Annotated in this window: 19 protein-coding genes and 1 pseudogene; 8 read left to right on the top strand and 12 right to left on the bottom strand. The window is 74.6% G+C overall.

What is annotated here, in order from left to right:
- Positions 1-197: 197 nt before the first annotated feature.
- From proC to CLV92_RS14445, 3 genes are read right to left on the bottom strand one after another with little or no spacing between them, the layout of a single operon-like run.
- Positions 198-1028, bottom strand: coding sequence for a pyrroline-5-carboxylate reductase (proC, locus tag CLV92_RS14455; protein ID WP_245886825.1), 831 nt, complete (start codon positions 1026-1028; stop codon positions 198-200).
- A 37-nt stretch (positions 1029-1065) separates the two neighbouring features.
- Positions 1066-1908 (bottom strand): sugar phosphate isomerase/epimerase family protein, encoded by an 843-nt coding sequence (locus tag CLV92_RS14450; protein ID WP_342762346.1) that lies wholly within the window; start codon positions 1906-1908, stop codon positions 1066-1068.
- Entirely contained in the window at positions 1905-2957 is a 1053-nt protein-coding gene (locus CLV92_RS14445) for a Ppx/GppA family phosphatase (protein ID WP_104433882.1), read from the bottom strand. Before CLV92_RS14445 ends, CLV92_RS14450 begins: the two co-directional genes overlap by 4 nt.
- A 111-nt stretch (positions 2958-3068) precedes the next feature.
- Between CLV92_RS14445 and CLV92_RS14440 the strand changes: the two genes are divergently transcribed.
- The 5 genes from CLV92_RS14440 to disA all read left to right on the top strand — a co-directional run bounded on the left by CLV92_RS14440 (position 3069) and on the right by disA (position 7825).
- Complete coding sequence (locus CLV92_RS14440; protein ID WP_104433880.1) at positions 3069-3869, top strand: DUF3109 family protein; 801 nt, start codon at positions 3069-3071, stop codon at positions 3867-3869.
- Positions 3866-4564, top strand: a complete 699-nt coding sequence (locus CLV92_RS14435; protein ID WP_245886822.1) for a class I SAM-dependent methyltransferase — start codon at positions 3866-3868, stop codon at positions 4562-4564. Before CLV92_RS14440 ends, CLV92_RS14435 begins: the two co-directional genes overlap by 4 nt.
- 87 nt (positions 4565-4651) lie before the next feature.
- On the top strand, positions 4652-5095 hold the full coding sequence (locus CLV92_RS14430) for a hypothetical protein (protein WP_146099551.1): 444 nt from the start codon (positions 4652-4654) through the stop codon (positions 5093-5095).
- A 118-nt stretch (positions 5096-5213) separates the two neighbouring features.
- Positions 5214-6635 carry a DNA repair protein RadA gene (radA, locus tag CLV92_RS14425; RefSeq protein WP_104433760.1) on the top strand — a complete coding sequence of 474 codons (1422 nt, stop codon included), beginning with the start codon at positions 5214-5216 and terminating at the stop codon, positions 6633-6635.
- 104 nt (positions 6636-6739) lie between these two features.
- Positions 6740-7825 carry a DNA integrity scanning diadenylate cyclase DisA gene (disA, locus tag CLV92_RS14420; protein ID WP_104433758.1) on the top strand — a complete coding sequence of 362 codons (1086 nt, stop codon included), beginning with the start codon at positions 6740-6742 and terminating at the stop codon, positions 7823-7825.
- A 42-nt stretch (positions 7826-7867) separates the two neighbouring features.
- Here the strand turns inward: disA and CLV92_RS14415 are convergent, their stop codons facing one another.
- Positions 7868-8536, bottom strand: coding sequence for a hypothetical protein (locus CLV92_RS14415; RefSeq protein WP_146099550.1), 669 nt, complete (start codon positions 8534-8536; stop codon positions 7868-7870).
- 96 nt (positions 8537-8632) lie between these two features.
- Between CLV92_RS14415 and CLV92_RS14410 the strand changes: the two genes are divergently transcribed.
- Positions 8633-9547, top strand: coding sequence for an HhH-GPD family protein (locus CLV92_RS14410; RefSeq protein WP_281256937.1), 915 nt, complete (start codon positions 8633-8635; stop codon positions 9545-9547).
- A gap of 45 nt (positions 9548-9592) precedes the next feature.
- On the opposite strand, the gene CLV92_RS14405 is transcribed toward CLV92_RS14410, so the two are convergent.
- From CLV92_RS14405 to CLV92_RS14370, 8 genes and pseudogenes are all read right to left on the bottom strand, one after another.
- Positions 9593-10114 carry a gluconokinase gene (locus CLV92_RS14405; RefSeq protein ID WP_245886821.1) on the bottom strand — a complete coding sequence of 174 codons (522 nt, stop codon included), beginning with the start codon at positions 10112-10114 and terminating at the stop codon, positions 9593-9595.
- On the bottom strand, positions 10111-10776 hold the full coding sequence (locus CLV92_RS14400; RefSeq protein ID WP_104433752.1) for an amino-acid N-acetyltransferase: 666 nt from the start codon (positions 10774-10776) through the stop codon (positions 10111-10113). The genes CLV92_RS14405 and CLV92_RS14400 overlap by 4 nt, the downstream gene beginning before the upstream one ends.
- 288 nt (positions 10777-11064) lie before the next feature.
- Positions 11065-13575: an ATP-dependent Clp protease ATP-binding subunit gene (locus tag CLV92_RS14395; RefSeq protein ID WP_104433874.1), complete on the bottom strand. Its 2511-nt coding sequence runs from the start codon at positions 13573-13575 to the stop codon at positions 11065-11067.
- Between the two features lie 276 nt (positions 13576-13851).
- Positions 13852-14688: a tryptophan 2,3-dioxygenase gene (kynA, locus tag CLV92_RS14390; protein WP_104433872.1), complete on the bottom strand. Its 837-nt coding sequence runs from the start codon at positions 14686-14688 to the stop codon at positions 13852-13854.
- Between the two features lie 136 nt (positions 14689-14824).
- A complete protein-coding gene (locus CLV92_RS14385) occupies positions 14825-16303 on the bottom strand; it encodes a rhamnulokinase (protein WP_104433750.1) in 1479 nt (492 codons plus the stop codon).
- Between the two features lie 13 nt (positions 16304-16316).
- Positions 16317-18389, bottom strand: a complete 2073-nt coding sequence (locus CLV92_RS14380) for a bifunctional aldolase/short-chain dehydrogenase (protein WP_104433748.1) — start codon at positions 18387-18389, stop codon at positions 16317-16319.
- Between the two features lie 60 nt (positions 18390-18449).
- Positions 18450-19625: an L-rhamnose isomerase gene (gene rhaI, locus CLV92_RS14375; RefSeq protein WP_104433746.1), complete on the bottom strand. Its 1176-nt coding sequence runs from the start codon at positions 19623-19625 to the stop codon at positions 18450-18452.
- 80 nt (positions 19626-19705) lie between these two features.
- Positions 19706-20035: pseudogene (locus tag CLV92_RS14370) on the bottom strand (L-rhamnose mutarotase); the annotation flags it as partial.
- 130 nt (positions 20036-20165) lie between these two features.
- Between CLV92_RS14370 and CLV92_RS14365 the strand changes: the two are divergent.
- Together CLV92_RS14365 and CLV92_RS14360 are read left to right on the top strand one after the other, a co-directional pair.
- The gene (locus CLV92_RS14365; protein WP_104433742.1) at positions 20166-21194 is read left to right on the top strand and encodes a LacI family DNA-binding transcriptional regulator; all 1029 of its coding nucleotides are present in this window, start codon (positions 20166-20168) and stop codon (positions 21192-21194) included.
- A 137-nt stretch (positions 21195-21331) separates the two neighbouring features.
- A complete protein-coding gene (locus tag CLV92_RS14360) occupies positions 21332-22678 on the top strand; it encodes a Gfo/Idh/MocA family oxidoreductase (protein WP_104433740.1) in 1347 nt (448 codons plus the stop codon).
- Positions 22679-22805 lie beyond the last annotated feature (127 nt).

Genomic DNA, 22805 nt, shown 5'->3' with positions numbered 1-22805 from the left:
GGTCCCAGACGACCTGCACGCCCTGCCCGGCGGCTGCGGAGGCGGTGCCGGCAGGCCCCGCGGAGGCCGTGGGGGCGGATCCCATGCGGGCACGGTACCCGCTGTGGCCGCACGGGCACGCCGGGCACCGCCTCCGGGGCCTTCGCGGTCGCGACCCCGCGGCGGCCGGAGCGGTCCCCGGTGGCCCTCCGCGCGGCTCAGACGCCGCCGGAGAGCTGCCTGGAGCGGGCACAGGCCGCCTCGACCGCCGTGACGAACGCCGCCCGCACCTTGTGCTCGTCGAGCTGGCGCAGCGCCGCAGCCGTGGTCCCCGCCGGGGACGTCACCTGCTCGCGCAGCACCGTGGGGTGCTGGCCGGTCTCCCGCAGCATCGCCGCCGCCCCCACCACCGTCTGCACGACGAGTTCCGTGGCGGTGGCGCGGGGCAGCCCGAGCACGACACCGGCCTCGACCATCGCCTCCACCACGTAGAAGACGTACGCCGGGCCCGAGCCGGACAGGGCGGTGACCGCGTCGAGGTGCTTCTCCGCGAGCACGACCGTCCGCCCGCAGGAGCGCAGCAGCTCCTCCGCCTGCGAGAGGTCCTCCGGGGCGCAGTGCCGGCCCCCCGCCAGCCCGGCCATCCCCTCGTCCACGAGGGAGGGGGTGTTCGGCATGACCCGCACGACGGCCGTGCCCGGGGGCAGGTGCCGCTCGCAGAAGTCCGTGGTGGTCCCGGCGGCGAGGGAGACCACCAGCGCACGGGGGTGCAGGTGCTCGCGCAGGGCGGCCAGCAGGTCGGCCATGTCCTGCGGCTTGACGACGAGGAGGACCGTGCCCGCGGCGGCGACCTCCGCGAGGTCGGAGACGACCCGCACGCCGAAGCGGTCGTGCAGCTCCTCCGCCCGCCCCATCCGCCGGTCCACCACGAGGACCGATCCTGGGTCGCGGCCGGCGCGCAGCAGCCCCCCGAGGAGGGTCTGGCCCATCACCCCGGCCCCCACGATCGCCAGGGTCCCGGGCCGCTTCCCCGCTGCGTCCTGCTCCACGCCCGTCCTCCCGCTCGTCCCTGCGCTCATCCCGGGCTCACCCGGTGGCCGCAGCGGGCCGCGCCAGGTGCTCCCGGGCGTGCGCCAGCGTCTCGGCCAGGTCGTGCTCCCGTTCGGCGCGGTTGCGCGCCTTGCGGGTGTTGACCTCCACCACGACCGTCCCCTGCCAGTCCCGCGCCGCCAGCCACTGCAGGACCTCCGCGCACGGCTGGGCGCCCCGCCCCGGCACGAGGTGCTCGTCCTTGAACGAGCCCGACCCGTCGCACAGGTGCAGGTGGGCCAGGCGGTCGCCGAACGCGTGCGCCAGCCGCAGCGCGTCCAGGCCGGACGTCGCCGCGTGGGAGATGTCCAGCGTCAGGTGGTCGTAGTCGAGGTGGGTGGGGTCCCAGCCGGGCGCGTAGGCCACGACCTCCCGGCCCCGCGCGCGCCAGGGGAACATGTTCTCCACGGCCAGGGTGATGCCGGTGCTCGCCTCCACCCGCCGCACCCCCGCCACGAACGAGGCCGCGTACTCCCGCTGCCAGCGGAACGGCGGGTGCACCACCACGGTGCCCGCCCCGAGCTGCGCCGCCATCTCGCAGGAGCGCTCCACCTTGCCCCAGGGGTCGCGGCCCCACGTGCGCTGCGTCAGCAGCAGGGTCGGCGCGTGGATCGCCAGCACCGGCACGCCGTAGTGGCCGGAGAGCTGCTCCAGGGCGCGGACGTCCTGGCTGACCGGGTCCGTCCACACCATGATCTCGACGCCGTCGTAGCCGAGCCTGCCGGCCATCTCGAAGGCCGCCGTCGTCGCCTCGGGGTAGGCGCAGGAGGAGGACAGCCCCACGGGGATGCGGTCGCGCCCCGGGGGGCCGTCCCGCCGCTCCGGGTCCGTTCCGCTCACAGCGCCGCCGTCGTTCCGGTCGGGATCCACGACACCAGGCTAGATCGGGTGCCCGCCCCGGCGACCTCCCGGGAGCCGTCCCCCTGACCGGGGCCGCGCGCCTCGAGGGAGCCGCGCTCCGCCCCGGCGGCGATGGCGTCCAGGCGGCGCAGGATGACGCCCTCGCGCAGCGCCCACGGGCAGACCTCCACCTCCCGGATGTCCAGCAGGTCCAGCGCCGCCTCGGCCACCAGGGCACCGGCCAGCAGCTGCGGCGCGCGCTCCACGGAGACGCCGGGCAGCTCGGTGCGCTTCGCAGCGCTCATGTCGGCGAGCTTCGGCACCCACTCCACGAGGTCGGAGTGGCGCAGCACGCGCCGCACGAAGGGCCCGTCGGCGCTCGGGGCCGCGCCCGCGATGCGCGCCAGGCTGCGGAACGTCTTGCTGGTCACCGCCACGTGCTGGGCCTCCATGCGGCCGACCTCGCGCACGACGGAGGCCACCTGGCGCCGGACGTAGCCGCGCAGCTCCTTGACCTCCCCCGCCTTGGGCGGGTCGTGGCGCAGCCAGTCGCGCGTCAGGCGCCCCGCCCCCAGCGGCAGGGAGACCGCCACGTCGGGGATCTCGTCGATGCCCGCGGCCAGCTCCAGGGACCCGCCGCCGATGTCGAGGACGAGGATGCAGCCGCGCGACCAGCCGTACCAGCGCCGCACCGCGAGGAACGTCAGCTCGGCCTCCGCGCGCCCGGGCAGGACCCGCAGCCGCACGCCGGTGGCGTCCTCGACCCGCTGCAGGACCTCCTCGCCGTTGGCCGCCTCGCGCACGGCCGAGGTGGCGAAGGGCAGCAGTTCGGTGCAGCCGCGGTCCTCCGCCACGTCGACGGCCTTGGCGACCGTGCTGGCCAGCGCCTCGACGCCCGCCTCGCGCAGGGCGCCGGCGTCGTCGAGGTGCTCCGCGAGCCGCAGCGGCACCTTGAAGGAGGACGCCGGGAGGGGGCGCGCCCCGGGGTGCGCGTCCACCACCAGCAGGTGGACGGTGTTGGAGCCCACGTCGAGCACGCCCAGCCGCATGGGCACGACCGTACCGGTCCGGCGGCGGTGGTGAGCCCGCGCGGCCCCGTCCGGCCCCACCGCCGCCGGGGACCCCCCTCTCCCGCCCGCGCGGGTGCCTACGCTGCTGCGGTGTCCTCGCCACCAGCGCCCGAGCAGCCCCTCGACGGTGCGCGGCTGTGGGTGGAGTTCCCGGAGCCGGCGCCCGCAGACCCGGACGCCCCGCCGGAGCTCGTCTACCGCTGCGACCTGACGTGGCTGACGTCGTCGTGGACGTGCGTCTTCGGCCGCGGCTGCGCGGGCATCTACGCCGAGCGCCCCGACGACGGCTGCTGCACGCTGGGCGCCCACTTCAGCGACGCCGCCGACGAGCGCCGGGTGCGCGCGGCCGTGCGGCGCCTGGACGCCGGCACCTGGCAGCACGCGCGGGAGGGCCGCCGCGGCGGCTGGACGGAGGTGGAGGAGGGCGCGGACGGACCTGTGCGCAAGACCCGCGTCGTGGACGGCGCGTGCGTGTTCCTCAACCGCCCCGGCTTCCCCGCCGGCGCGGGCTGCGCCCTGCACTCCCTCGCCCTCGCCGAGGGCCGGGAACCGCTGGAGCTGAAGCCGGACGTCTGCTGGCAACTCCCGCTGCGGCGCACGTACCGGACGGTGGAGCGGCCCGACGGGACGAGCTACCTGGAGGTGACGATCGCGGAGTACGACCGCCGCGGCTGGGGCGAGGGCGGTCACGACCTCGACTGGTACTGCACGGGCAACCCGGAGGCCCACGTCGGCGCGGTGCCGGTCTTCCTGAGCATGGCGGCGGAGCTGACCGAGCTGATCGGTGCGCCGGCCTACGCCGAGCTGGCCCGGCACTGCGAGGCCCTGACCGGGCGGCGGCGGATGCTGCCGCTGACCGTCCACCCGGCCAGCCGGGGCGCGCGGCGGTGAGCGCGGACCTGCCCGGGGTGGTGCCCAGCCCGAACATCTGGCACTCCCCCGCCGTGTACGAGGTGCAGAACCGCGGCGTCGACCCCGACGGCGCGATCGAGGCGGCGATGCGCGCGGTGCACGACTGGGCGGGGGCCGACGTGCTGGACGTGGGCTGCGGTTCCGGCTTCCACCTGCCCCGCTTCGCCGCGGACGCGCGCAGCGTGGTCGGGGTGGAGCCGCACCCGCCGCTGGTGGAGCTGGCCGTCGAGCGGGTGCGCGACCTGCCTGCGGTGTCGGTGCGCGCGGGCAGCGCCGAGCGGCTGCCGCTGCCGGGTGCGGGCGTGGACGTCGCCCACGCGCGCTGGGCGTACTTCTTCGGTCCCGGCTGCGAGCCGGGGTTGGCGGAGCTGGCGCGGGTGCTGCGACCGGGCGGCACGGCGTTCGTGGTGGACACCGACGCGGACCGCTCGGAGTTCGGCCGCTGGTTCCGCCGGGCGCTGCCGCGCTGGGACCAGGCGGCGGTGGACCGCTTCTTCGCGCGCCGCGGGTTCCACGCCGAGCGGCTGACGGTGCGCTGGGAGTTCGCGACCCGCTCCGACTTCGAGGCGGTGGTGCGGATCGAGTTCCCGCCGGAGGTGGCCGAGGGCCTGCTGGCGGAGCGGACCGGCACCGGGCTGGAGCAGGCGGTGGTGCTGAGGTGGTGGCGGCGCTGAGGCCGTCGTGACCCGTCCGTGCGGGCCACCGGCCCCGCCGGGGGGTCGGCTCGCCTGCGGGGACCCCGACGCGGGATGATGGCGGGCATGAGCTCGCAGTCCCGCGCCGGTTCCGCGCACGCCGCCACGCCCCCGACGTCCGGTGGGGACGCCCACCACGAGCACCGGGCACTGGCGCCGATCCGCTGGCCGAAGCCGGACAAGGGCGTCATCGCCTCCCTGGCGGTGTTCACCCTCGGTCTCGTCATCGCGATCCTGGTGCCCGCGCTCGTCGCGCCGCCGGACTTCGAGCAGACCTCCCTGATCACCGGTGGGACCGCGGAACCCGCGCCGGAGGGCGCCGACCTCACCCCCGCGCAGATCGGCATCGCCATGGCCGCGACGGTCCTCGGCGCCCTGATCATGCTGGTCTCCGCCTACGCGCTGCACCGGCGCACCGGCAGCATCGGCGCCGCGATCCTCGCGTTCGTGCCCACGTTCGTGGTCGTGGCCAGCGGGGCGATCATCGCCACCATGCTCCTGCTGCAGTGACGCCCTCCTGACCGCACGCCCCGCCGCGCCCCGCCCCTGCTCCGGCCAGGAGGCGGGGTGCGGTGCGTCCGGGCCGGTGCGCCGGGGAGTGTCGGTGGCGGCGCCTACCGTTCCTCCCGTGCCCGCGAAGACCACCGCCCGTTCCGCCCGCCCCGGCTACCGCTGCGGCGAGTGCGGCTGGGTCACCGCGAAGTGGGTCGGCCGCTGCGGGGAGTGCCAGGCGTGGGGCACCGTGGAGGAGGTCGGCACCGCGGTGGTGCGCACCACCGCGGCGGCCACCGTCCGGGAGCCCGCCCGCCCCATCGCCGACGTCGACGTCGAGGCCGCCCGCGCCCAGCCGACCGGCGTCGACGAGTTCGACCGGGTCCTGGGCGGCGGGCTCGTCCCCGGCGCGGTGGTCCTGCTGGCCGGTGAGCCGGGCGTCGGCAAGTCGACGCTGCTGCTGGACGCCGCCTCGCGGGCCGCGGCGACCGGTCGCACCGTCCTGTACGTGACCGCGGAGGAGTCGGCGGCCCAGGTCCGGCTGCGCGCCGAGCGCATCGGCGCCCTGCGCCCGCGGCTGCTGCTCACCTCGGAGACGGACCTCGCGACCGTGCTCGGCCACATCGAGCACAGCTCGCCGGACCTGCTCGTCGTGGACTCGGTGCAGACGGTGGCCTCGGGCTCGGTGGAGGGCACCGCGGGCGGGGTGACCCAGGTCCGCGAGGTCGCCGCGGCCCTCATCGGCGCCGCGAAGCGCCGTCACATGGCGACGCTGCTCGTGGGCCACGTCACGAAGGACGGCTCGATCGCCGGCCCGCGCGTGCTGGAGCACCTGGTCGACGTCGTGTGCCAGTTCGAGGGTGAGCGGCACTCCCGGCTGCGGCTGCTGCGGGCGGTGAAGAACCGCTACGGCCCGACCGACGAGGTGGGCTGCTTCGACCTCACCGAGGACGGCATCGAGGGCCTGGCCGACCCCAGCGGCCTGTTCGTCTCCCAGCGCAGCGAGGCGGTGCCGGGCACCTGCATCACCGTGACGCTGGAGGGCCGGCGCCCCCTGCTGGCCGAACTGCAGGCGCTCGTCGCGGCCAGCGGTGGCGGCGGCAGCCCGCGGCGGGTGACCAGCGGGCTGGAGGGCAGCCGGGTGGCGATGCTGCTGGCCGTCCTGCAGCGGCGCCTCGGGGTGCCGCTGGCCGACCGCGACACCTACGTCGCGACGGTGGGCGGGGTGAAGCTGACGGAACCGTCCGTGGACCTCGCGGCGGCGCTGGCCGTGGCGAGCGCCGCCGCCGACCAGCCGCTGCCGTCGCGGCTGGTGGCCTTCGGCGAGGTCGGCCTGGCCGGCGAGGTCCGGCCGGTGACGGGCGCGCCGCGCCGTCTCTCGGAGGCGGCCCGGCTGGGGTTCACCACGGCGATCGTGCCGGTGGGTTCGCTGGGTACGGGCAAGGACGGGGCGGGGAAGGCACCGGCGGGGCTCGTGGTGCACGAGGTCGCCACGCTGGCGGACGCGGTCCGGCACGCGCGGCTCGTGGAACGCCCCTCCGCGCGGGGCGGACGATAGGATCACTCCAACCGCCGTCGGTCGCACCCGTCCGGCGGACAGCACCGGGGGGAAAGTCCGGCAACCAGCCGGTCGAGAGCGGCCTCGCCCGCGAGGAGGAGACCGTGCCCAGCACCGACCGATCCCCCGAGGAACTCCTCCGCGCCACCCTCGCCGCCGTGGCGCCCGGCACGGAACTGCGCGACGGTCTCGAACGCATCCTGCGCGGGCGCACGGGTGCCCTCATCGTCCTGGGGTTCGACCGGGTCGTGGACTCCTTGAGCACCGGTGGTTTCAGCCTCGACGTGGAGTTCTCCGCCACCCGCCTGCGGGAGCTGGCGAAGATGGACGGCGCGATCGTCATCGACCGCGACGTCACGAAGCTGCTGCGCGCCGCCGTCCAGCTCGTCCCCGACTCCTCCATCGAGACGAGCGAGTCCGGAACCCGGCACCGCACGGCGGAGCGGGTGGCGAAGCAGACCGGTTTCCCCGTCATCTCGGTGAGCCAGTCGATGCGCATCGTCGCCGTCTACGTCGGGAACCGCCGCTACGTCCTGGAGGGGTCCGACGCGATCCTGGGCCGCGCGAACCAGGCGCTGGCGACGCTGGAGCGCTACCGCGCCCGCCTCGACGAGGTGACGGGGACGCTCTCCGCGCTGGAGATCGAGGACCTCGTGACCGTTCGCGACGTCTGCTCGGTGGTGCAGCGCATGGAGATGGTGCGCCGCATCGCGGACGAGATCTCCGGCTACGTCGTGGAACTCGGTGTGGACGGGCGCCTGCTGTCGCTGCAGCTCGACGAGCTCATCGGCGGGGTCGGTCCCGACCGGGAGCTGGTGGTGCGCGACTACCTGGAGTCCTCGAAGCACGAGGGCCCCGCGGAGGCCGTCCTCGCGGACCTCGCGGCGCTCGGCGCGTCGGAACTCGTCGACCTCACGTCGGTGGCCCGGGTCCTCGGCTTCTCCGTCGGCGGGGAGTCCCTCGACGCGGCGGTGAGTCCCCGCGGCTACCGGTTGCTGCACCGGGTGCCGCGCCTGCCCGGGGCGATCGTGGAGCGCCTCGTCGAGCAGTTCGGCGACCTGCAGAAGCTGCTGGCGGCCAGCATCGACGACCTCATGACCGTCGACGGCGTCGGCGAGCAGCGCGCCCGCGCGGTCCGGGAGGGCCTGTCCCGGCTGGCGGAGTCCAGCATCCTGGAGCGCTACGTCTGATCCGCCCGACCGGCGCCGGCCGCGCGGTGCGGCCGGTCCGGCTCAGCGGATGGCGAACGTCTTGGGGGCGCTGGAGATGTCCCCGAGGGTGGCGACGACGGTGTACTCCCCCGCCCCCGGGCGCGGCTGGCCGCTCGGGCACTCGGGAGCGGAACCGGCGCCGTGCCAGGTCAGGGAGCTGGGGGCGGCGGTGCCGGGCTTCAGCACCTTCCGATCGGACGACGTGCTGCGGGCGCAGTGCCGGCTGTCCCACACGGTCTCCCCCGCCGCGGTGCGCACCTCGAAGTGGGTGACCTCGGAGCCCACCACGACGGTGCACGGGCTGCCGGAGACGTTCTCCACCCGCAGGGCGAAGCGCGGCTTGGCGTCGGGGCCGTAGCTGACGGCGTCGGTGCTCACGGCGACCGTGAGGTCGGAGGCCGCGCACTCCCGGTCCGGGTCGGCCGCGGGGGTGGACGGAGTCGCGGCGGCGCTGACCGCCGCGGCGGACGTGGCGGTGTCCGGCTCCGCGGACGGAGCGCTCGGCGCGGGTGCCGGGGCGGTGACCGCCGGGTCGAAGGCGCTGGGCCCGGGCGTGGGGCTGTCCCCGCCCCGGGTCAGCAACCAGACCACGGCCATGATCATGGCGGTCAGCACCGCCAGGAGGACGACCCGGCGACGCCAGTAGGTCCTCGTCCCCTCCGGGCCCACGGGATGCCAGACGCTGCTCACGCCGAGGACCGTACCGGCCCGACCCTGCGGCGCCCCGCATCCGGGGCGCGCGTCGGCCCGGCGCCCCCGCGCCCGCCGGGTGCGACGATGGTGCCGATGCACGACGCCCGGATGCCCGCAGCCCCTCCCGCGGACGCCACCACCCTCCACGCCACCCTGCTGGACTGGTACGCCCACCACGCCCGTGACCTGCCCTGGCGGGAACCCGGCTGCTCCCCGTGGGGGGTGCTGGTCAGCGAGGTGATGCTGCAGCAGACGCCGGTGAGCCGGGTCCTGCCGCGCTGGCGGGAGTGGATGGAGCGCTGGCCGCGGCCCGCCGACCTGGCGGCCGCCGCGCCGGGCGAGGCGGTGCGGCACTGGCAGTCGCTGGGCTACCCGCGGCGGGCGCTGCGCCTGCACGCCGCCGCCGTCGCGATCGTGGAGCGGCACGGCGGGCGGGTGCCGGAGGAACATGCGGAGCTGCTCGCCCTGCCCGGGGTGGGCGCCTACACGGCGGCGGCGGTGGCGGCGTTCGCCTTCCGGCAGCGCCACGCGGTGGTGGACACCAACGTGCGGCGGGTGCTGGCCCGCGCGGTCACCGGCGCCGCCGAGCCCGCGCCGTCGCTGTCGGCGGCGGAGGTGCGGCTGGCGGCGGACCTGCTGCCGGCGGACGCCGAGGAGTCCGCCACGTGGGGGGTGGCGGTGATGGAGCTGGGCGCGCTGGTCTGCACCGCACGGGCTCCGCGCTGCGAACGCTGCCCCCTGGCGGGCCGGTGCGCCTGGCGGCTGGCGGGCAGCCCCGCCCACGACGGCCCGGCGAAGCGGGTGCAGCGCTGGGCCGGCACCGACCGGCAGGTGCGCGGCCGCCTGCTGGCGGTGCTGCGGGAGGCGCCCGGCCCGGTGCCCGCCGCCGCACTGGAGGCCGCGTGGCCGGCGGACCCGGTGCAGCGCGCCCGGTGCCTCGACGGCCTGGTGGCCGACGGCCTCGTCGAGCCGCTCGGCGACGGCCGCTTCGCCCTCCCCGGCGCCTGACCGGACGCCCCGCGGCACTCCGCCGTCGCCCGCCCCGGGGACGGGTCAGCCGGCGTGCGGCGCGGTCCGCTCGACGTGGGCGATCACGTGGCGCAGCACCTCGTCCGGGCTGCCCTGCACCGGCACGGTGAAGCCGGGCTCGTCCTCCTGCAGCGGCTGCAGCGCGTCGAGCTGGCTGCGCAGCAGCGTCGCGGGCATGTAGTGGCCCGTGCGCTGGGCAAGGCGGGCGGCGATCACCTGCTCCGGCACCTCCAGCTCGCAGAAGCGCACCGAGGGGTTGCCCTGACGCAGGAGATCGCGGTAGCCGCGCCGCAGGGCGGAGCAGGTGACCACGGCGTTGACGCCGGCCTCCTCCTGGCGGGCGATCCACTCCGCGATCGAGCGCAGCCAGGGCCGGCGGTCGTCGTCGTCGAGCGGCTGGCCGGACGCCATCTTGGCCACGTTGGCCTCGGAGTGGAAGTCGTCGCCCTCGGCGTAGACCCAGCCCAGGTGCTGGGCCAGACCCTGTGCGACGGTCGTCTTGCCGGAGCCGGAGACGCCCATGACGACGACGGTGACGGTGCTCACCTCGCCGGGGGGGCCGTCGCCGGGGGTGGGGCTGCCGGGGGTGCCGCTGCTGTTGATGACGGTGTCCTCTCACTCGCAGCCGCGGGCCGGACCCGCAGCATCCTGGTGTTGCCGAGGGTGTTGGGCTTCACGCGCGCCAGGTCCAGGAACTCCGCGACGCCCTCGTCGTGGGAGCGCAGCATCTCGGCGTAGACGTCGGGCGAGACGGGCGTGCCCTCGATCTCGGAGAAGCCGTGGGCGGCGAAGAAGGCGGTCTCGAAGGTGAGGCAGAACAGCCGGTCGAGGCCGAGGTCGTCCGCGCGTTCGAGCAGGGCGTTCAGCACGGCGTGCCCGACTCCCCTGCCGCGGACGTCGGGGGAGACGGCGAGGGTGCGCACCTCGCCGAGGTCCTCCCAGAGGACGTGCAGGGCGCCGCAGCCGACGACCCGGCCGTCGATCTCGGCGACCACGAACTCCTGCACCGCCTCGTAGAGGGTGATCACCTCCTTGGCGAGGAGGATGCGCTGGTGTGCGTAGGTCTCGACGAGGCTCCGGATCGCGGGCACGTCGCGGGTGCGGGCCCGCCGCACGACGACGTCACCTGCCGCGGCGCCGGAGCCGGGCGTGTGCTCGCCCGCTGCGGCCGCGTCGGGCGCGTGCTGGTCCGGTCGGGCGTCGGGCATCGCACGATGGTCCCACCTCGGCCCCGGGCGGCACCCCCTCCCCCTGCGGCGAGGACCCCCTCCAGGGTCGCCCCCCGCCTCCCCGAGCACGGAAAGGACCCTTTCCGGGGACGAGCCCGCCTCCCCGAGCACGGAAAGGACCCTTTCCGGGGACGGGGCCGGGCGAAGGGGCCGGGGGCGGGCCGGGGCTGGGTGGGGCCAGGGGCGGGGCCGGACGTGGCAGAGGGCCGGACCCCGGGTGGGGTCCGGCCCTCTCGCGCTCAGCGGCTCAGCCGCCGGGCGGTCGTGTCACTCGGCGTCGCCGGCGCCTGCGGCGTCCAGCGGCACCGTGACCGGCAGGTCGGTCTTCTCGGCGCCCTCGAAGGTGAACGTCTTGCGGCCGTCCTCCTCCTTGACGTCCACGAGGACGATCTGACCGGGGCGCAGGTGGCCGTAGAGGATCTTCTCCGAGAGGACGTCCTCGACGTCGCGCTGCAGGGTCCGGCGCAGCGGGCGCGCACCCATGACCGGGTCGTAGCCCTTGGTGGCCAGCTCGACCTTGGCCGCCTTGGTGAGCTCGATGCCCATGTCCTTGTCCTTCAGGCGGTCGTCCAGCCGGGCGAGCATGAGGTCCACGATCTGGATGATCTCGTCCTGGGACAGCTGCGGGAACACGACGATGTCGTCGACGCGGTTGAGGAACTCGGGCCGGAAGTGCTGCTTGAGCTCTTCGTTGACCTTGGACTTCATCCGGTCGTAGTTCGTCAGTTGGGCGTTCCCGGTGGGCATGAAGCCCGTCGAGACGCCCTTGGAGATGTCCCGCGTGCCGAGGTTGGTCGTCATGATGATCACGGTGTTCTTGAAGTCCACCGATCGACCCTGGCTGTCCGTGAGACGGCCGTCCTCGAGGATTTGCAGCAGCGAGTTGAAGATGTCCGGGTGCGCCTTCTCCACCTCGTCGAAGAGGACCACGGAGAACGGCTTGCGTCGCACCTTCTCGGTGAGCTGGCCGCCCTCCTCGTAGCCGACGTAGCCGGGCGGGGAGCCGAACAGCCGCGAGACGGTGTGCTTCTCCGAGAACTCCGACATGTCGAGCTGGATGAGGGCGTCCTCCTCGCCGAAGAGGAACTCCGCCAGCGCCTTGGCCAGCTCGGTCTTCCCGACGCCGGTGGGGCCGGCGAAGATGAACGAGCCGCCGGGGCGCTTGGGGTCCTTCAGCCCGGCGCGGGTGCGGCGGATGGCCTGGGAGAGGGCCTTCACCGCGTCCGACTGCCCGACGATGCGACGGTGGAGCTCGTCCTCCATGTTCAGCAGGCGCGAGGACTCCTCCTCGGTCAGCTTGAACACCGGGATGCCCGTGGCCGTGGCCAGGACCTCCGCGATCAGGTCCTCGTCCACCTCGGCGACGACGTCCATGTCACCGGACTTCCACTGCTTCTCGCGCTCGCTGCGCTGGACCAGCAGCTTCTTCTCGGTGTCGCGCAGCGCGGCCGCCTTCTCGAAGTCCTGCGCGTCGATCGCGGACTCCTTCTCGCGGCGCACGTCGGCGATGCGGTCGTCGAACTCGCGCAGGTCCGGCGGCGCGGTCATGCGGCGGATGCGCAGCCGGGCGCCGGCCTCGTCGATGAGGTCGATCGCCTTGTCCGGCAGGTACCGGTCGTTGACGTAGCGGTCGGCCAGCGTCGCGGCGGCGACGAGGGCGGAGTCCGTGATGGAGACGCGGTGGTGCGCCTCGTAGCGGTCGCGCAGACCCTTCAGGATCTCGATGGCGTGCGCGAGGCTCGGCTCGGGGACCTGGATGGGCTGGAAGCGGCGCTCCAGCGCGGGGTCCTTCTCGATGTGCTTGCGGAACTCGTCGAGGGTGGTCGCCCCGATGGTCTGCAGTTCACCGCGGGCCAGCATCGGCTTGAGGATGCTGGCCGCGTCGATCGCGCCCTCGGCGGCCCCGGCACCGACGAGGGTGTGGATCTCGTCGATGAACAGGATGATGTCGCCGCGGGTGCGGATCTCCTTGAGGACCTTCTTCAGCCGCTCCTCGAAGTCACCGCGGTAGCGGCTGCCGGCGACGAGCGCGCCGAGGTCGAGGGTGTAGATCTGCTTGTCCTTGAGGGTCTCGGGGACCTCCCCGCGCACGATGCCCTGCGCGAGGCCCTCGACGACCGCGGTCTTCCCGACGCCGGGCTCCCCGATGAGGATCGGGTTGTTCTTCGTGCGGCGGGACAGCACCTGCATGACGCGCTCGATCTGCGTCTCGCGGCCGATGACCGGGTCGAGCTTGCCCTCGCGTGCGGCCTGCGTCAGGTTGCGGCCGAACTGGTCGAGGACGAGCGAGCCCGAGGGGGTGCCCTCCTGCGGTCCGCCGGAGGTCGCGGGCTCCTTGCCCTGGTAGCCGGACAGGAGCTGGATGACCTGCTGGCGGACGCGGTTGAGGTCCGCGCCGAGCTTGACGAGGACCTGGGCGGCGACGCCCTCGCCCTCGCGGATGAGCCCGAGCAGGATGTGCTCGGTCCCGATGTAGTTGTGGCCGAGCTGCAGCGCCTCGCGCAGCGACAGCTCCAGCACCTTCTTCGCCCGCGGCGTGAAGGGGATGTGCCCGGACGGGGCCTGCTGACCCTGGCCGATGATCTCCTGGACCTGCTCGCGCACGGCGTCCAGCGAGATGCCCAGGGACTCGAGCGCCTTCGCGGCGACGCCCTCGCCCTCGTGGATCAGCCCGAGCAGGATGTGCTCGGTCCCGATGTAGTTGTGGTTGAGCATCCTGGCTTCTTCTTGGGCCAGGACGACGACCCGTCGGGCGCGGTCGGTGAACCTCTCGAACATGCGGCGCTCCTCGCGGGTGGTCGGGTCCAGGGGCACTCCCCAGCGGACCACTCCGATGCTAGACCTGGGCTCTGACAGCTTCACCCCGCACCGCCCCATCGCGCAGCCGGAGCGAGGCCTCGCGACCCCTCCTGTCGTGTCAACGGGGCCGGTCCGAGCACTGTTCCGGCTCCCTGTTCGCTGTGGGCGTACCCCTCGGCCCGGCTCCAGGCCTCCTCCCGGGCCGTGCGCGGACCCCCCGCCGGCCGCGCGCGGCCCCGCCCCCGCGGGCCGGGCTCAGGAGCCGATCTCGGTCCGCACCGCGTAGAGCTCCGGGAAGAAGGTCTGGTCCAGCGCCGCCCGCAGGAACCCGGCCCCGGAGGAGCCGCCCGTGCCCCGCTTGACGCCGATGGTGCGCTGGACGGTCTTGAGGTGGCGGAAGCGCCAGAGCTGGAAGTCGTCCTCCAGGTCCACCAGCTCCTCGCACGCCTCGTACGCCGCCCAGTGCTCCCCCGGGGCTTCGTAGATGCGCCGGAACACCGGCAGGAGGGCCTCGTCGAAGACGTGGGCGCGCGTGACGTCGCGCTCCAGCACGGAGGCGGGGACGTCGTGGCCGTGGCGGGCCAGGTGGCGCAGGAACTCGTCGTAGAGGCTGGGGGCGGCCAGCACCTCCTCGAGCAGGGCCCGCGCCGCCGGGTCGTGGTCGAAGAAGCGCAGCATCGCCGCGTCCTTGTTGCCGAGGACGAACTCCACGGCCCGGTACTGGTAGGACTGGAAGCCCGAGGAGGTGCCCAGCCAGCCGCGGAACTCGGAGTACTCGCTCGGCGTCAGCGTGGCCAGGACGGACCACTGCTCCGTCAGCACCCGCTGGATGTGCTTGACGCGGGCGAGGCGCTTCAGCGCGGGCGGCATCCGGTCCGCGGCCAGGCACTCCTGCGCCGAGCGCAGCTCGTGGAGCACCAGCTTGAGCCACAGCTCGGAGGTCTGGTGCTGGATGATGAAGAGCATCTCGTCGTGGTGCGGGGGCCGGCTGACCCGGTGCTGCGCCCCCAGCACCTCGTCGAGGTGCAGGTACTCCCCGTAGGAGAGGTTGCGGCGGAAGTCCTGCACGAGCTCCTGCTCCAGCGGTCGCATCCCGTCGCCCACCGCGCACCTCCCGGCTCCGTCGCCGCCCGCAACGCCGCGGGCGGGCTCGGAGGGGAGGCTAGCCCCCGGGCCCGCCCGCAGGCCGCTCGCGGTGCCCCGCCCGGCCCCGCGGCGGGGGTGCCCGTCACCCCGCGACGGGCACCCCCGCCGTCAACGGCCGCCACGAGGCGGTGTCCCGCGGCTCGTAGCGCACCAGCCGCTGGGTGCGCCGCAGCAGCTCGCGGGCGTGCTCGCGGCCGCCGACCACGCCGGCCGCGCGCGCCTGGGCGAGCAGGTTGCCCAGGGCGGTGGCCTCCGCCGGCCCGGCCAGCACCGGCAGGCCGCAGGCGTCCGCGGTCGCCTGCATCAGCAGCGCGTTGAGGGCACCGCCGCCGACCACGTGCACGACGTCCACCTCCCGACCGGAGAGGCGGACCGCGTCGGCCAGCGTCTCGGCGTGGGCCAGCGCCAGGCTGTCCACGATGCAGCGCACCACCGCCGCGGGCGTGGCGGGCACCTCCTGGCCGGTGCGCCGGCACAGCTCGCGGATGCGCCCGGGCACGTCGCCCGGTGCGGCGAGGGAGGGGTCGTCGGCGTCGATGACCGAGCGCCGCGCCGGCTGGGCGGCCGCGGCGGCCAGCAGCTCGCCCAGCTCCGGCGCGTCGCCCTCCCGCCGCCACTGCCGGCGCGACTCCTCCAGCAGCCACATCCCCGTGACGTTGCGCAGGTAGCGCACGGTCCCGTCGACGCCGGTCTCGTTGGTGAAGTCGGCGGCGAGGCTGTCGGCGGTCAGGACGGGGGCGTCGAGCTCCACGCCCACCAGCGACCACGTTCCGCAGGAGATGTAGGCGAAGCGCTCCCCCTCGGCGGGCACGGCCAGCACAGCCGAGGCCGTGTCGTGGGAGCCGACCCGGTGCACCGTGAGGCGGCCGTCGTCGCCGGTGCGCTCGCGCACCGCCGGCAGCAGGACACCCGCCGCGCTGCCGGGGTCGACGACCTCCGGGAAGAGCCGGCGGGGCAGACCGAGCGCGTCGATGAGCTGCGCCGACCACCGCCCGGCCCGCACGTCGTAGAGCTGGGTGGTGGAGGCGTTGGTGCGCTCGGCGGCGACCGCGCCCGTCAGCCGCTGCACGAGCAGGTCCGGCACCATCAGCAGGTGCTCGGCGCGCGCCAGCAGCTCCGGCTCCTCGGCCACGAGCTGGTAGGCGGTGTTGAACGGCAGGAACTGCAGCCCGGTGACGCCGTACCACTCCTCGTCGCCGATGACCGGGCGCAGCCGCTCCCGCAGGCCGGCGGTGCGCTCGTCGCGGTAGTGCACGGGGTCGGCCAGCAGCCTGCCGCCCGGGTCGAGGAGGCCGTAGTCCACGGCCCAGGTGTCCACGCCGGCGCTCGTGACGCCGCCGGCCGAGCGGCCGCGGGCGACCGCGGCGGCGAGGCCGTCGAGCATCCCCGCCTCCAGGGCGGCGAGGTCCCAGCGCAGGTGCCCGTCGCGGCGCGACGGGTCGTTGGCGAATCGGTGGACGACCTCGGCGTCGAGGCGGTCCGGCCCGACGCGGCCGAGGACCACGCGGCCGGAGGAGGCCCCGAGGTCGACGGCCGCGGCGAGCAGCTCGCGGGTGGCCATGGTGCCCTCCGGCTCAGCGCAGGAAGGCGGCGGCGACGCCGGAGTCGACGGGGATGTGCAGGCCCGTGGTCCGGTCCAGCTCCCCGGCGGTCAGGGCGAAGACGGCGTTGGCCACGGACTCCGGCAGCACCTCACGCTTGAGGAGGGTGCGCTGGGCGTAGTAGGCGCCCAGCTCCTCCTCCGGCACGCCGTAGACGGCCGCGCGCTTGGCGCCCCAGCCCCCGGCGAAGATGCCCGAGCCGCGCACGACGCCGTCGGGGTTGATGCCGTTCACGCGGATCTGATGCTCGCCCAGCTCGGCGGCCAGCAGGCGGACCTGGTGGGCCTGGTCCGCCTTGACTGCGGAGTAGGCGATGTTGTTCGGCCCGGCGAAGACGCTGTTCTTGGACGAGATGTAGATGATGTCGCCGCCCAGCCCCTGGGCGATCATGATGCGGGCCGCCTCGCGGGAGACGAGGAAGGAGCCCTTCGCCATGACGTCGTGCTGCAGGTCCCAGTCCTTCGCCGTGGTCTCCAGCAGGGGCTTGGAGATCGACAGGCCGGCGTTGTTCACGACGAGGTCCACCCCGCCGAAGGCGAGGACGGCCTCCGCGAGCGCGGCAGCCACGGCCGCCTCGTCGCTGACGTCGGCGGCGACGCCGACCGCCACGTCGGTGCCCTGGGGCCCCGCGATGTCGGCGGCCGCGGCCTGCGCCTTCTCCAGGTCCAGGTCGGCGATGACGACGCAGGCGCCCTCGGCGGCGAGGCGCTGCGCGGTGGCCTTCCCGATGCCGGAGGCGGCGCCGGTCACGAGGGCGATCCGGGTGGCCAGCGGCTTCGGCTTCGGCATCCGCTGGAGCTTGGCCTCCTCCAGCGCCCAGTACTCGATGCGGAACTTCTCCGACTCCTCGATGGGGGCGTAGGTGGAGATCGCCTCGGCGCCGCGCATGACGTTGATCGCGTTGACGTAGAACTCCCCCGCCACGCGCGCGGTCTGCTTGTCCTTGCCGAAGGAGAACATCCCCACCCCCGGCACGAGGACGATCGCCGGGTCGGCACCGCGCATCGGCGGGGAGTCGGGAGCCGCGTGCCGCTCGTAGTAGGCGGCGTAGTCGTCGCGGTAGCCGGCGTGCAGCTCCCGCAGCTCCTCCTCCAGCTCGGCCAGCGGGGCGTCGGCGGGCAGGTGGAGGACGAGCGGCTTCACCTTGGTGCGCAGGAAGTGGTCGGGGCAGGAGGTGCCCAGCTCGGCGAGGCGGTCCAGCTCGCCGCGCGCCAGGAAGTCGAGCACCACGTCGGAGTCGGTGAAGTGGCCGACCTGGGGGGCGTCGGTGCTGGCGAGGCCGCGCAGGAAGGGGAACAGCTCCGCCGCCCGCGCCCGGCGCCGCTCCCGCGGCAGGGCCTCCCGGCCGGCGACGACCTCGCCGAAGGGGTGCCTCCCGGCCGCGGCGAGGGCCGCGGTGCGCTCGGCGATGAACTCCTCCGCGCTGCGGATGATCTCCAGGGAGTTCCGCTCGCACTCCTCGCTGGAGGCGCCCCACGCGGTGATGCCGTGGCCGCCGAGGATGCAGCCGATCGCCTGCGGGTTCGCCTGCTTCACGGCGGCGATGTCGAGGCCGAGCTGGAAACCGGGGCGGCGCCAGGGCACCCACACGACGCGCTCGCCGAAGCACTCCTTCGTCAGCGCCTCGCCGTCCGCGGCCGTGGCCAGGGCGATGCCGGAGTCGGGGTGCAGGTGGTCGACGTGCGCGGCGTCCACGAGGCCGTGCATCGCGGTGTCGATGGACGGCGCGGCCCCACCGCGTCCGTGCAGGCAGAAGTCGAAGGCGGCGACCATCTCGTCCTCGCGCTCGACACCGGGGTAGGTGCCGACGAGCGCCTTCAGCCGGTCCAGCCGCAGGACGGCGAGCCCGGACCCGGTCAGCGTGCCGAGGTCGCCGCCGGATCCCTTGACCCACAGCAGCTCGACGTCCTGGCCGGTCACGGGGTCGCGGTCGCTGCCCTTGGCGGAGGTGTTTCCCCCCGCGTAGTTGGTGTTGCGGGGGTCGGCGCCCAGGCGGTTGCTGCGGGCGATGAGCTCCTGCGGCGCGGTGGTGGTGTTCGTCGTCATGGTGGCGTCCTCGTGCGGGTGTCGGCGGGTCTGCGCTGCGGTGGTCACGGGGGCGGGCGCTCAGGCGCCCCAGCCGGCCTGGGCGCCGCCCAGGCGCTCGGTGGCGATGCGCCGGGCGTAGCCGGAGGCGGCGTAGGCGGCGTGCGGGTCGGGCGCCAGCCCGAGGCCCTCGCGCAGCTCGGCCAGCAGGGGCCGGACGTCGGTGTTGTAGGCGTCCATGAGGACGGCGTTGGCGCCGAGGACGTCCCCGCGGCGCTGCGCCTCGTGCAGGGCGTCGCGGTCGACCAGCAGCGCCTTGGCCGTGGCCTCCTGCACGTTGGTGACGGAGCGGATCTGCGCGGGGATCTTCTCCTCGATGTTGTGGCACTGGTCGAGCATGAAGTTCACGCCGGAGTCGGGGCGCAGGGCGTCCGCCCGCACGATCTCGTACATGATCCGGAACAGCTGGAACGGGTCCGCGCTGCCGACCATGAGGTCGTCGTCGGCGTAGAAGCGGGAGTTGAAGTCGAACGCGCCGAGGCGGCCGACGCGCAGGAGCTGGGCGACGATGAACTCGATGTTCGTGCTGGGGGCGTGGTGGCCGGTGTCGAGCACCACCATCGCCTGCGGTCCCAGCGCCAGGCAGTGCAGCAGCGAGGTCCCCCAGTCGGGGATGTCCATCGTGTAGAAGTGCGGCTCGAAGATCTTGTACTCGAGGATGATGCGGTGCTCGGGGTCGAGGGCCGCGTAGATCTGCTGCAGGGACTCGGCGAGGCGGTCCTGCCGGCCGCGGATGTCGTCCTGGCCGGGGTAGTTCAGCCCGTCGGGCAGCCAGATCTTCAGGTCCTGGGAGCCGGTGGCGCGCATCACGTCGAGGCACTGCAGGTGGTGGGCGACGGCCTTGGCCCGCACCCTCGGGTCGGCGTGGGTGAGCGAGCCGAGCTTGTAGTCGTCGTCCTGGAAGACGTTGGAGTTGATGGCGCCGATGCGCACGCCCTCGTCGGCGGCGTGCGCGGCGAGCTTGCCGAAGTCGTCGACGAGGTCCCAGGGGATGTGCAGCGAGACCCGGGGGGCTGCGCCGGTGTAGCGGTGGACCTGCGCGGCGTCGGAGATCTTCTCGAACGGGTCGCGGGGGACGCCGGGCTGGGCGAACACCTTGAACCGGGTGCCGGAGTTGCCGAACGCCCACGAGGGCAGCTCGATCCCGAAGGAGCGCAGTGCCTCCAGGGCGTTCTGACGGCGGTCGGCGTCGGTCATGGCTGGGCTCCTGCGGGCTGGTCGGAGAGCTGGTCGGTGGGGTGCCCCGCGGCTCCGCCGCCCACGGCGGCGAGCTGGGCGTCGAGGTCGAAGACGAGGTCGAGGGGACGCATCGCCTCGTCGGGGGCGCCGTCGATCGCGGTGAAGAACGGCGCCATCTCCGCCTGCCACCGGGCGTTGACCTCGGTGCGCCCCATGGCGGCGACGGCGGCGGCCAGGTCGTCGGTCTCCACGACGCCGACGAGCAGCCCGTCCGCGCGCAGGTGGAGGGTGTAGGCCCGCCAGCCGGTGTCGTGCAGCGCCTGCAGCATCTCCGGCCACACGGCGGCGTGCCGTTCCCGGTACTCCGCCAGCCGATCCGGGCGCACCTGGAGGGTGAACACCACCCGGTGCGCCGTGCTGCCGCTCATCGCGGCACCCCCTGATGACCCCGCATCGCGCCACTCCTTTGTGAAACGTTTCATGCCTTGCTCAAAGTACGGCGGCCCGGCGCGGCCGTCAAGCACCCCGAGGAGATCAGCGCACCGTTAGCATCAGCGGATGCCCGCCGTGAGCATCAAGGAGGTCGCTGCGCGAGCCGGCGTCTCCGTGGGGACGGTCAGCAACGTCCTGAACCGCCCCCACGCCGTCTCCGCCGCCAACCGCGAGCGGGTCCAGCAGGCCATCGACGACCTCGGCTTCGTGCGGAACGAGTCGGCGAGGCAGCTGCGCGCCGGCCGCAGCCGCTTCCTCGCGGCCGTCGTCCTCGACGTGGCCAACCCCTTCTTCACCGACGTCGCCCGCGGCGCGCAGGAGGCCGCCGACGCCGCCGGGCTCGTGCTGCTGCTGTGCAGCAGCCACGAGGACGTCGAGCGCGAGCGCCGCCACCTGGAGGTGCTGGGCGAGCAGCGCGTCACCGGCATCCTCCTCTCCCCCGTGGACTCCTCCCCCGAGCGCCTCACCGAGCTGCTGACCAACCGCAGCCCGGTCGTGCTCGTGGACAGCCAGGACCCGGGCAGGCAGACCTGCTCGGTCGCCGTCGACGACGTGCACGGCGGCCGCCTCGCGGTGCGCCACCTGCTGGACGCCGGCCACCGCCGCATCGCCTTCATCGGCGGCCCCAACCGCCTGCAGCAGGTCCGCGACCGCCTCGAGGGCGCCCGGGCGGCGGTGGCGGAGCTGGAGGAGGACGCCGCCGCCCTGACCGTGCTGGAGACCGAGGGGCTCACCGTGGAGGAGGGCCGCCGCGCCGGCGCGCGCATCGCGCAGCTTCCCGCCCGGAGCCGGCCCACCGCGGCGTTCTGCGCCAACGACCTCGTGGCCCTCGGCGTCCTGCAGGACGCGACGGCGCGCGGGGTGCGGGTGCCGCAGGACCTCGCCCTCGTCGGCTACGACGACATCGACTTCGCGGCCGCCGCCGCCGTGCCCCTGACCTCCGTCCGCCAGCCCCGCCACCTGCTCGGCCGCACCGCCGCGGAGCTGCTGCTGGCCGAGGCCGGGGCGAGCACCGCCCACGAGCACCAGCAGGTGGTGTTCCAGCCGGACCTGGTGGTCCGCCTCTCCAGCCGGCACCGCCGCCCGCGCCGCTGAGGCGAGCCCCCAGGAGCAGCAGCACAGGAGCAGCGCCGCAGCAGCGACCCCGCAGCGGCAGCGACGCCAGCACCCGGCCGCGCGGAGCCCGTGGCGCGCGCCGACGACCCCTCCGCCCCGTCCCGAGGAGCCCCGCCGTGACCACCCCGCCCCCGTCCCGCACGCGCTACGCGATCGTGGGGCTCGGCAGCCGTGCCCAGATGTACGTCCGTGCGCTCGCCCGGACCCACGCGGACCGCTGCGAACTCGTGGCGCTGTGCGACGTGAACCGGACCCGGATGGACGTCCACAACCGGGCGCTCACCGAGCAGCACGGCCACGCCCCGGTGCCCACCTACGCCGCCGCCGACTTCGCCACGATGCTCGCGCAGAAGCGCGTCGACGCGGTCGTCGTCGCGACCGTCGACAGCACCCACGACGAGTACGTGGTCGCCGCCCTGCGCGCCGGCTGCGACGTCGTGACGGAGAAGCCCATGACCGTCGACGCGGCGCGCTGCCGGCGCATCCTCGACGCCCAGGCCGAGACCGGCGGCAGGGTCACCGTCACCTTCAACTACCGCTACAACCCGACCCACGCGAAGGTGCGCGAGGTCATCGCCTCCGGCGCCGTCGGCGAGGTCGGCTCGGTGCACTTCGAGTGGCTGCTCGACACCCGCCACGGCGCCGACTACTTCCGTCGCTGGCACCGGGACAAGGCCGCCTCCGGCGGCCTCATGGTGCACAAGGCGACCCACCACTTCGACCTCGTGAACTGGTGGATCGGCTCCTCCCCCGAGACGGTCTTCGGCTTCGGGCGGCTGTTCTTCTACGGCGACGAGAACGGCCGGCGCCGGGGGCTGGCCCGGGACTACGTACGCGCCCACGGCGCACCCGAGGCCGCCGACGACCCCTTCGCACTGCGGCTGGCCGACTCCCCGGCCCTGCGCTCCCTCTTCCTCGACGCGGAGCACGAGGACGGCTACCACCGCGACCGCAACGTCTTCGCCCCGGGCGTCACCATCGAGGACGACATGACCGTGGCCGTCCGCTACCGCAGCGGGGCCGCCATGAGCTACCACCTCACCGCCTACTCCCCCTGGGAGGGCTACCGCGTCGCGTTCAACGGCAGCGCCGGGCGCCTGGAGCTCGACGTCGTCGAGAACCCGTTCGTGGACCCGGCCTCGGCGGGCACGGTGGTCGGCGAGGCGCTGCACGGGGCGGACGAGCCGGCCGCGCCGGGGCTGCGCAGCGGGGCCCGCCTGGTGCTGCGGCGGCACTGGGAGCGCCCCGAGGTGCTCGAGCTGCCCGACACCGGCGGCGCCGCACACGGCGGCGGGGACGAGCGGATGCTGGCCCGCATCTTCGGGGCTCCGGCGGGCCCGGATCCGCTGGGGCAGGCCTCGACCCACCTCGACGGCGCCCGCTCGCTGCTGACCGGGCTGGCGGCCAACCGCTCCTTCGAGACGGGGCTGCCGGTCCGCGTGGACGACGTCCTCGCCCTCTGAGCCGTCGTCACCGGCCCCCTCCGGGGCCGTGGTCACCCCTGCACGGGGCGCGATCACACCCCCCGCGGGCCCTCGACCGCGACACGTCGAAAATATCGTTTCAGAGAGGGCTTGACGCCGCTTCCCC

It is taken from the genome of Kineococcus xinjiangensis (assembly GCF_002934625.1).
GTDB lineage: Bacteria > Actinomycetota > Actinomycetes > Actinomycetales > Kineococcaceae > Kineococcus_A > Kineococcus_A xinjiangensis.
The sequence above is the reverse complement of the archived record's forward strand: the minus strand, read 5'-3'. Positions and strand labels throughout refer to the sequence as shown.

Bases quoted from the DNA above. Each gene is read 5' to 3' on its own strand.
- CLV92_RS14445 (WP_104433882.1), bottom strand. From the start codon at position 2,957: ATGCGGCTGGGCGTGCTCGACGTGGGCTCCAACACCGTCCACCTGCTG.
- CLV92_RS14430 (WP_146099551.1), top strand. From the start codon at position 4,652: ATGAGCTCGCAGTCCCGCGCCGGTTCCGCGCACGCCGCCACGCCCCCG.
- CLV92_RS14410 (WP_281256937.1), top strand. From the start codon at position 8,633: ATGCACGACGCCCGGATGCCCGCAGCCCCTCCCGCGGACGCCACCACC.
- CLV92_RS14400 (WP_104433752.1), bottom strand. From the start codon at position 10,776: ATGCCCGACGCCCGACCGGACCAGCACGCGCCCGACGCGGCCGCAGCG.
- CLV92_RS14395 (WP_104433874.1), bottom strand. From the start codon at position 13,575: ATGTTCGAGAGGTTCACCGACCGCGCCCGACGGGTCGTCGTCCTGGCC.
- kynA (WP_104433872.1), bottom strand. From the start codon at position 14,688: ATGCGACCGCTGGAGCAGGAGCTCGTGCAGGACTTCCGCCGCAACCTC.
- CLV92_RS14385 (WP_104433750.1), bottom strand. From the start codon at position 16,303: ATGGCCACCCGCGAGCTGCTCGCCGCGGCCGTCGACCTCGGGGCCTCC.
- CLV92_RS14380 (WP_104433748.1), bottom strand. From the start codon at position 18,389: ATGACGACGAACACCACCACCGCGCCGCAGGAGCTCATCGCCCGCAGC.
- rhaI (WP_104433746.1), bottom strand. From the start codon at position 19,625: ATGACCGACGCCGACCGCCGTCAGAACGCCCTGGAGGCACTGCGCTCC.
- CLV92_RS14365 (WP_104433742.1), top strand. From the start codon at position 20,166: ATGCCCGCCGTGAGCATCAAGGAGGTCGCTGCGCGAGCCGGCGTCTCC.